Annotated in this window: 4 protein-coding genes; all 4 read right to left on the bottom strand. The window is 41.2% G+C overall.

The genetic code is table 11. From position 1 onward, the window contains the following. Positions 1-556: 556 nt before the first annotated feature. The 4 genes from H5163_RS19875 to hslR all read right to left on the bottom strand — a co-directional run bounded on the left by H5163_RS19875 (position 557) and on the right by hslR (position 7,263). Positions 557-3,781: a TonB-dependent receptor gene (locus H5163_RS19875; protein WP_182735804.1), complete on the bottom strand. Its 3,225-nt coding sequence runs from the start codon at positions 3,779-3,781 to the stop codon at positions 557-559. Positions 3,782-4,177: 396 nt separating this feature from the next. Next, positions 4,178-5,716 (bottom strand): phosphoenolpyruvate carboxykinase, encoded by a 1,539-nt coding sequence (locus H5163_RS19870; protein ID WP_182735803.1) that lies wholly within the window; start codon positions 5,714-5,716, stop codon positions 4,178-4,180. Between the two features lie 266 nt (positions 5,717-5,982). Next, positions 5,983-6,828 carry an Hsp33 family molecular chaperone HslO gene (gene hslO, locus H5163_RS19865; RefSeq protein WP_145242756.1) on the bottom strand — a complete coding sequence of 282 codons (846 nt, stop codon included), beginning with the start codon at positions 6,826-6,828 and terminating at the stop codon, positions 5,983-5,985. Between the two features lie 12 nt (positions 6,829-6,840). After that, positions 6,841-7,263 carry a ribosome-associated heat shock protein Hsp15 gene (gene hslR, locus H5163_RS19860; RefSeq protein WP_392352783.1) on the bottom strand — a complete coding sequence of 141 codons (423 nt, stop codon included), beginning with the start codon at positions 7,261-7,263 and terminating at the stop codon, positions 6,841-6,843. Positions 7,264-7,457: the final 194 nt, after the last annotated feature.

Raw genomic sequence — 7,457 nt, 5'->3', positions numbered from 1 at the left:
TTTTGGACCCACCTGACCCCATGCCGAACTCAGTAGTGAAACGAAACAGCGCCGATGATAGTGTAGCATTTGCTATGTGAAAGTAGGACATTGCCAGGCTCCAAATAAGAGAAACCCGTTACAGCGATGTAACGGATTTTTTGTTGTCTGGAATAAATTAAAAAGAAGGTTCGAGGTGAAAGGTAATAGGTTAAAGGAAAAGAATAAGATTGCTATGTGACTTTTTACCGCCGTGGGCACTACGACATCCTAAAGCGCAGCACACCATGGCTTCAAATTTAGAAAGCCCGACTAGTAATAGTCGGGCTTTTTACATCAGCAGTAAAGTGAATGAGTGAGTTGGTGAGGAAGACAGCTTTAACCTTTTGAGATGCGTGCACTGCTATTTTTAATCATGAGAAACTAGTCAACTCGCACTCTTTATAAATAGAAGGCAAACTAGTGTTTTTTATAAGTAACAGGCAAACCTGTAACCTCTATAAGTGATAGATAAATTAGCGAAAGCTTTGGAATAAAAACGCGTAGTCTTGCTGCTACGCGTTTTAGTATTTAGCTTCTAGAAAGTTGCTCGAACGCTAAGTGCAAAGCGTCGATCTGTCGTGAAGTTCAACGCCTGAGTTTTAGTGCCCGCTTGATCCATTTGATATTTAGTTTTGGTTTCAGTCTCGAGTAAATTACTCGCTTCAACACCTACTTTCCAATGATCATTAATGGTGTAGTATAAGCTGGCATCCATCATACCTGAAGCCTCAGCATAAGCTGGTACATATTCTTCAGATTCGCGTAGGGTTAATAAATATTCAGAGCGCCACGTATAGGCTAGACGAAAAGAAACCTTTTCGTATTCATACATACCGATAATATTTAAGTTTTGGTCTGAATACCCTTGCAGAGGTAGCCCACTGAACACACGGAAAGTGTTACGGTTATCAGCGATAGGGTTACCATTTTCATCGAATCCTAATGTTCCATTTGAGATTTCGTTAGGATCTTCTAAACCACTCTGGTCTATGAAGGTATAGTTTAATTGTAAACCTAAACCACCCCAAGCGCCTGGCAGCATATCGTAGAATTGAGAGTATGAAAATTCAGCACCGCGCAGTGTACCAGAGCCAGTATTGGCAGGACCATATGCAGATAAGTTGTATTCTTCAGTTCCGTATGTCACGTCAAGGTCAAATGTTCTATTGCGAATAATGTTATCTAGTTTTTTATGGAATAGCCCCAAAGTAACGTAGCCTGCTGGCGCGAAATACCATTCGGTTGTTAGATCGGTATTTATTGCTGTTTCAGGTTTAAGGTAAGGATTACCCGATAATGCGGTCAGTTCTATATCATCGATTCCTACAACAGGGTTACTCGTTTCATCATAGTCTGCGCCAGGTGTTTGGAGGCGACGATTATAGTCTAGATTGATAATACTGATGTTCCGTGCATCAACTAGGCTTGGGTAAAATAAGGCTTTTGAGATGCCAAATCTTACCACTACGTCTTCGCTAATACCCATGCTTAGGTTTAGGCTTGGTAATATTGTGCTGTAATCAGTACCATCCACTGTGCTCAGTGTTGATTCACCCCCAGCAAGATCATAATAGCGCTTGTATTCTGGCTGCTGCATTACTGTATTTAAGGATGTTCCAGGTTCACCGCGCTTACTTACCGGCGGTTGCACTAATGCGCCAGTGGAGGCTAATTTGTAGTTTACATAGCGTAAACCTACATTACCGACTATTGGAATATCTTGCGCGACAAAATCAAAGTCGCCACGTACATAAAACTCGGTGCGTTTTTCGTTTGTTGCACTGATATTATGAGCTGCATAAGGGCCTTCAACACGGTTTGGCTTATCTGTATAAGGGACGTAAGTACCCGTACAAATACCGTTGTTTGCTGCGCTGTTTGTTGCATTATGCCAACCGTCTTTACAGCCCTGGCGGAGCGAATCAGCATAATTTTTGACTAATTCCATGCGTGGAAAAAGGAAGTTATTTACATTACCTTGCAGTACTTGACCGTTGTAATAATCAGAGAAATCAACACGCTCAAATAATTCAGGTCGATTAACTGCAGAAGCTGCATTACGGTCATCTTGTACCCATGGTGTACCGATTGCAGACCAACCTTCATAAGCGGTGTCGCGAACAGTCAAGTCTTTGTCTGAGTGATAAATACCAGATTTAATGTTAGTAAATGTACCATCGAGTTCGTAATTAACATCTAATTTAAAACTATTGGCTTTGGCTGTATTATGCTCTATTTGTTCCATGCCACTACCAAGAAATAGATTTGGTACAGGACCATTCCAATCTTCATTAGGAGACCAACCTGCGGTTAAAATATTGTCACTGAGAAATTCAACAGAAGGTCTAGAGCCGCGCATATCTAGGAAGTAAGGCGAAACTACATGGACATGATTACCTCGTGTTTGACCTGACATACTGTAATTTTGTAGTGATTTTTCAGAGTCTATGTGTTGGTAATCGAAATCAACCGTCAGGCGATCAATTGGTTTTAGTGTTAGTTTGAATGAAGTATCTTTAACGGTATTTTCGTTATAGTTCCAGCGACTTCGATAGAAAAAAGGAGTTTCAGGACTTACACCTAAAGCAATACCTGATGTGACGAATCCATTCTCAGTGGTTAATGGGTAACCATTTTCAGCATCATCCATCCAATTCTGAGATGAGCCCATAAACCCTTTAAAGCCTTGAGCTGCTTGTCCAATTTGGCGTTCGTTCCACTCCAATGAGGCTCTTGAATTAATATGTTCCAAGGTGGCCACTATAGTTTCGTCGTTGTTAGCCCATTGCAATGATGATGTAAAGCCAGTGCGTTTACGATCATTAGTAGCTGTACTCATATGAATAGCAACCGGAACATGCCAAACACTCGCTGCAGGTTGACCGGGTAAAGCAGGGCCATCAACCGGCGAGCTTGGATCAACACCTATGATGCCACCCCATTGATCAGTAGTGGGAATAAATGAATCGCCACGGGAGTGGAAATTACCTAAACCAATACCATCACCTCGTGTTTTATATTCAGATTGTGATCCGGCAATAAGAAAGCCAAATTTACCTGCATCAGTTTCCCAGTTATCAGAGAACAGAGCGGAGAAAGAAGGAGTTGTCTCATCTCGAAAGTCACTGTAATTAGCTTTTGCGTTAAAAGAGATAATACGGTCTGTGGAATCAAATGGTTTGCGAGTAATTAGGTTGACTGTACCAGCAATACCTCCTGATATAAGATCCGCGGTTTGGTTCTTAACTACTTCTACAGCACCTAGTAGCTCCGCGGGGAAGTCCTCATAGCTTAGGCCACCCGATGGATTTGCGCTAAATGCATCACGGCCATTTACTTCAGAGCGGACCCGGTCCAAGCCTCGAATAAGAACACCAGTCCCCTCATCTGCATAATGCTTCGGATCACTAGAAGATGCAAAGCGTTCAATTGTGACACCAGGAACACGTTGGAGAGCCTCAGTCACTGATTTGTCAGGCAGTGCACCAATATCTGATGCCGTGATAACATCCTTTACGGTATCAGCATAGCGCTTTAAGTTTTGTGCGCTATAGATACTGCCTCGGATGCCCGTGACCTCTATAACCTCAATTGATTCATCTTTATTAATAGGTTTGACATCGCTGTCATTTTGTTGCGAAGTTTGAGCTGTAAGTAACAGTGGACAAAGACCTAGTAATGCATATGAAATCGCAAGGCTAAGCCGAGTTTTCGTTCGTCCAGTGTTGTATTTATTGCTATCGATGACTAATTTTGACATGGTTTAATCTCTTTTACTTATTTTTATAACCAGTTGTAACCTTGCATTTTAACGAGGGCAAAGTTACTCCTTTCGATCGGCATTGCTACTTAATATGCCAAGTTTTAGTTACTACTTTAAATTAATGCAATACTTTTTTAACATATTAAAAGAAATAAAGTAACATTTATTTTGTTTTTTAAGGTTACTTTTTAACAGGAGCTAAGGATTAGTCGTTCTTTTAAATGTAAGGGGGTAGTTATTCCATAATAATTGTTATATGAAAATAGCGACAGGAGATAGGGTTATTACCCCGAACTCAGGTTTAGTAGTAAGAGTGATGGATTTAATTTTCTGGTTAAAATCAAAAACGCCAACTCGAGGTTGGCGTTTTAATTATGAGGCTAAAGTAGCTTATTAAGCTTTAGGTCCTGCATTTTTGATTTCATCTGATACATCGTATTTAGCGAAGTTTTCAGTGAAGTCTGCTGCAAGTTTGGCCGCATATTCAGCGTATTTAGCTTTATCTTCCCAAGTATTGATTGGGTTAAGTAGCTCGCTGTTAACGCCTGGTACTGCAACTGGTACGTCTAGGTTTAAAACATCAATATGTTGAGTTTCAACGCCAGCCAGTTTACCTGATACGATTGCATCAACAACAGCGCGGGTAGTTGGAATATCAAAACGCTTACCAGTGCCGTAAGGACCGCCAGTCCAACCAGTGTTAACTAGGTATACCTTAGCGCCAAATTCACGTACACGCTTCATTAGAAGCTCCGCGTATACACCCGCTGGACGTGGGAAGAATGGTGCACCAAAACAGGTTGAGAATGTTGATTCGATATCGCTGGTAGAACCAATTTCAGTTGAGCCAACTTTTGCAGTGTAACCGCTTAGGAAATGAAACGCTGCAGCTTCTTCGCTAAGGATTGATACTGGTGGTAATACGCCGCTTACATCACAGGTTAAGAATACCACTGCTTTTGGCTCGCCTGCGCGGTTCTCTACTTTACGTTTTTCAACGTGTTCAAGCGGATAAGCTGCGCGGCTATTTTGCGTTAGGCTAGTATCATGAAAATCAGGAATACCTTTTTCATCAAGGACAACGTTCTCTAGGATAGTTCCAAAGCGGATTGCATCCCAGATAACAGGCTCATTCTTTTGTGAAAGGTCGATACACTTAGCATAACAACCACCTTCGATGTTGAATACACTACCAGGTGCCCAGCCGTGCTCGTCATCACCAATTAAAAAGCGAGTTGGATCTGCTGATAAAGTTGTTTTACCGGTACCAGATAGACCAAAGAATAATGCTGTATCGCCAACTTCACCTACGTTAGCTGAGCAGTGCATTGGTAGCACGCCTTTCGCTGGTAGTAGAAAGTTTTGCACTGAGAACATTGATTTTTTCATTTCACCGGCATAACGCATACCTGCAAGCAATACTTTACGTTGTGCAAAGTTGATAATTACTGTGCCATCACTGTTAGTGCCATCACGTTCTGGGTCACAAACAAATGAAGGTACATTCATTACCTGCCATTGGGGTAAATCAGATGCATTATAAGATTTAGGTTCGATAAACATATTTTTGGCAAAGATATGATGCCATGCAGTTTCCGTTGTAACAACAACAGGTAAATAGTGCTCTGGATCAGCGCCTACTTCAAGGTGAGAGATGAAGTGGTCGTTGCTCTGCACATGTGCTTCAACACGTGCCCATAAAGCGTCAAATTTATCTGCATCGAAAGGGCGATTTACATTACCCCACTGGATTTCATTTTCAGTACTTGGTTCTTGAACAATAAAACGATCTTGTGGTGAACGACCAGTACGACGACCAGTGTTAGCAACAAAAGCTCCATTGGCGGCTAAAGTCCCTTCACCGCGACGGATCGCGTGTTCGACAAGTTCAGCTGCAGTTAGATCGACAAAACGAGTAGCGCTTGAAGTCATGTTTATACCTAAATTGTGTGAGATTGAACGGGATAGCTCTGGGGTTCTTATTTCCCTTTAAGCTGTAATTATAGTAACAGATGGATTAGGGATATTCGAGCCTATGAAAGGCCTAAAAACACATATATTTGGCAAAAAACATGAATAATTTCAATGATACCGGTGTCATAAAAAATCATTAAATTCATGACACCGGTATCATCTCTACGCACAAAAAAGCCGCAAAAAATGCGGCTTGAATTCTGTTGGTTTTTTGAACGATGTTGTTAGTTGAAAATACTCTTCACATCTTGTTCATTAAAAATGTAATCTTTTAAGCAATAATGGCAGCTAATTTTTACCTCACCATTTTCAATAACGTCATCTAATAAAGCTTGTTGACCTATATTAACGAGCGCAGTGATGGTTTTTTCTCTACTACAACCACATTTAAACTGGATTGCTTGCGGCTCGTAAACACGCGGATTGTCTTCATGATAAAGTCGAGTAAGGACAGTAGCAGCATCAAGCTCTAACAACTCTTCAGCTTTAATCGTATTGCTGAGTGCTTCAAGGTGAGTAAAGTCAGTAATCGACTTTTCTTTATTTACAGGTAACACCTGTAGTAGTAAACCAGCAGCTTTCGCGTGACCTTGTGTTGTGTCAGTTGCAAACCAAAGACGTGTTTGTAGTTGCTCTGATTGTGCAAAGTAGGCTTCAAGACATGCTGCTAACGTGTCATGCTCAAGCGGAACTATACCTTGATAACGCTCACCTTTAGTTGGTGTGATTGTCAGTACCATCACACCGTTACCGATTAGTTCCTGGATGGTTGAGCCTGTTACTTCACCTTGCAGGCGGGCAATACCACGCATATTTTGTTGATGATCACCGTTGATAACCGCATATTTTACCGGGCCATCACCTTGCAGTTGTACTGCTATATCACCTTCAAACTTTAATGTAGCTGTAAGTAGGCAGGTTGCGACCAGTAACTCACCCAATAAAGCTTGCACTTGCACGGGGTAATTATGATCGGCAATCATTTCATTATAAGCTTGCTCTATTTGTACGAGTTCGCCGCGGACGTCTAGTTGATCAAATGTATAACGATGAAGTAGATCTTGTTGCATGAGTGGCTTTACCTAACTTGATTTCATTTTTAAAAGTTCGCGTCTTTGCTTTTTATCTGGTTTACGGTCCGGATGAGGAGCAAAAAAGCTATTATTCTTGCGCGCGATGCTATTAGCTTCGCGTTTTTCGATACTTGCATCAGACTCCTGATACAAAGTTTGAGCAATGGGGGCACTTAAACGTTTATCAAGCAATTTAAGTACAGTGATAACTTTTTCGTCAACTCCTTGAGCAAGTTTGATCACGGCATCTAGTTCGACTACCTTACTAGGCTTAGTGCGCTGGCCATTATAATGTACTTTGCCACCTTGCACCATGTCCCGTGCGATGGCGCGGGTTTTATAAAAGCGTGCAGCCCACAACCACTTGTCTAAACGGATACTAATAGTTTCATCTTTTGATGTGGTATTACGGGTGTTACTTTTTGACACGATTATACTCGATTAAAAGCGTGACTCTGTAAGGCAAAACTTAGCATGAAACTTACTGACAAAGAAATAGTCGAAGCTTTTTACATTCAGCGTAAGTGTTAATTTACCTTGTTTACAAAGTTTAATATTAGTGCGCTTGTTGAATGAAAAATGAAAAGGTACTATAGGCCAGCGATGAAGCAGCAAATTAAAATAAG

Origin of the sequence: Pseudoalteromonas sp. SG44-8 (assembly GCF_014164125.1) — a bacterium.
Taxonomy (GTDB): Bacteria; Pseudomonadota; Gammaproteobacteria; order Enterobacterales; family Alteromonadaceae; genus Pseudoalteromonas; species Pseudoalteromonas rhizosphaerae.
The sequence above is the reverse complement of the archived record's forward strand: the minus strand, read 5'-3'. Positions and strand labels throughout refer to the sequence as shown.

Bases quoted from the DNA above. Each gene is read 5' to 3' on its own strand.
- H5163_RS19875 (WP_182735804.1), bottom strand. From the start codon at position 3,781: ATGTCAAAATTAGTCATCGATAGCAATAAATACAACACTGGACGAACG.
- hslO (WP_145242756.1), bottom strand. From the start codon at position 6,828: ATGCAACAAGATCTACTTCATCGTTATACATTTGATCAACTAGACGTC.
- H5163_RS19870 (WP_182735803.1), bottom strand. From the start codon at position 5,716: ATGACTTCAAGCGCTACTCGTTTTGTCGATCTAACTGCAGCTGAACTT.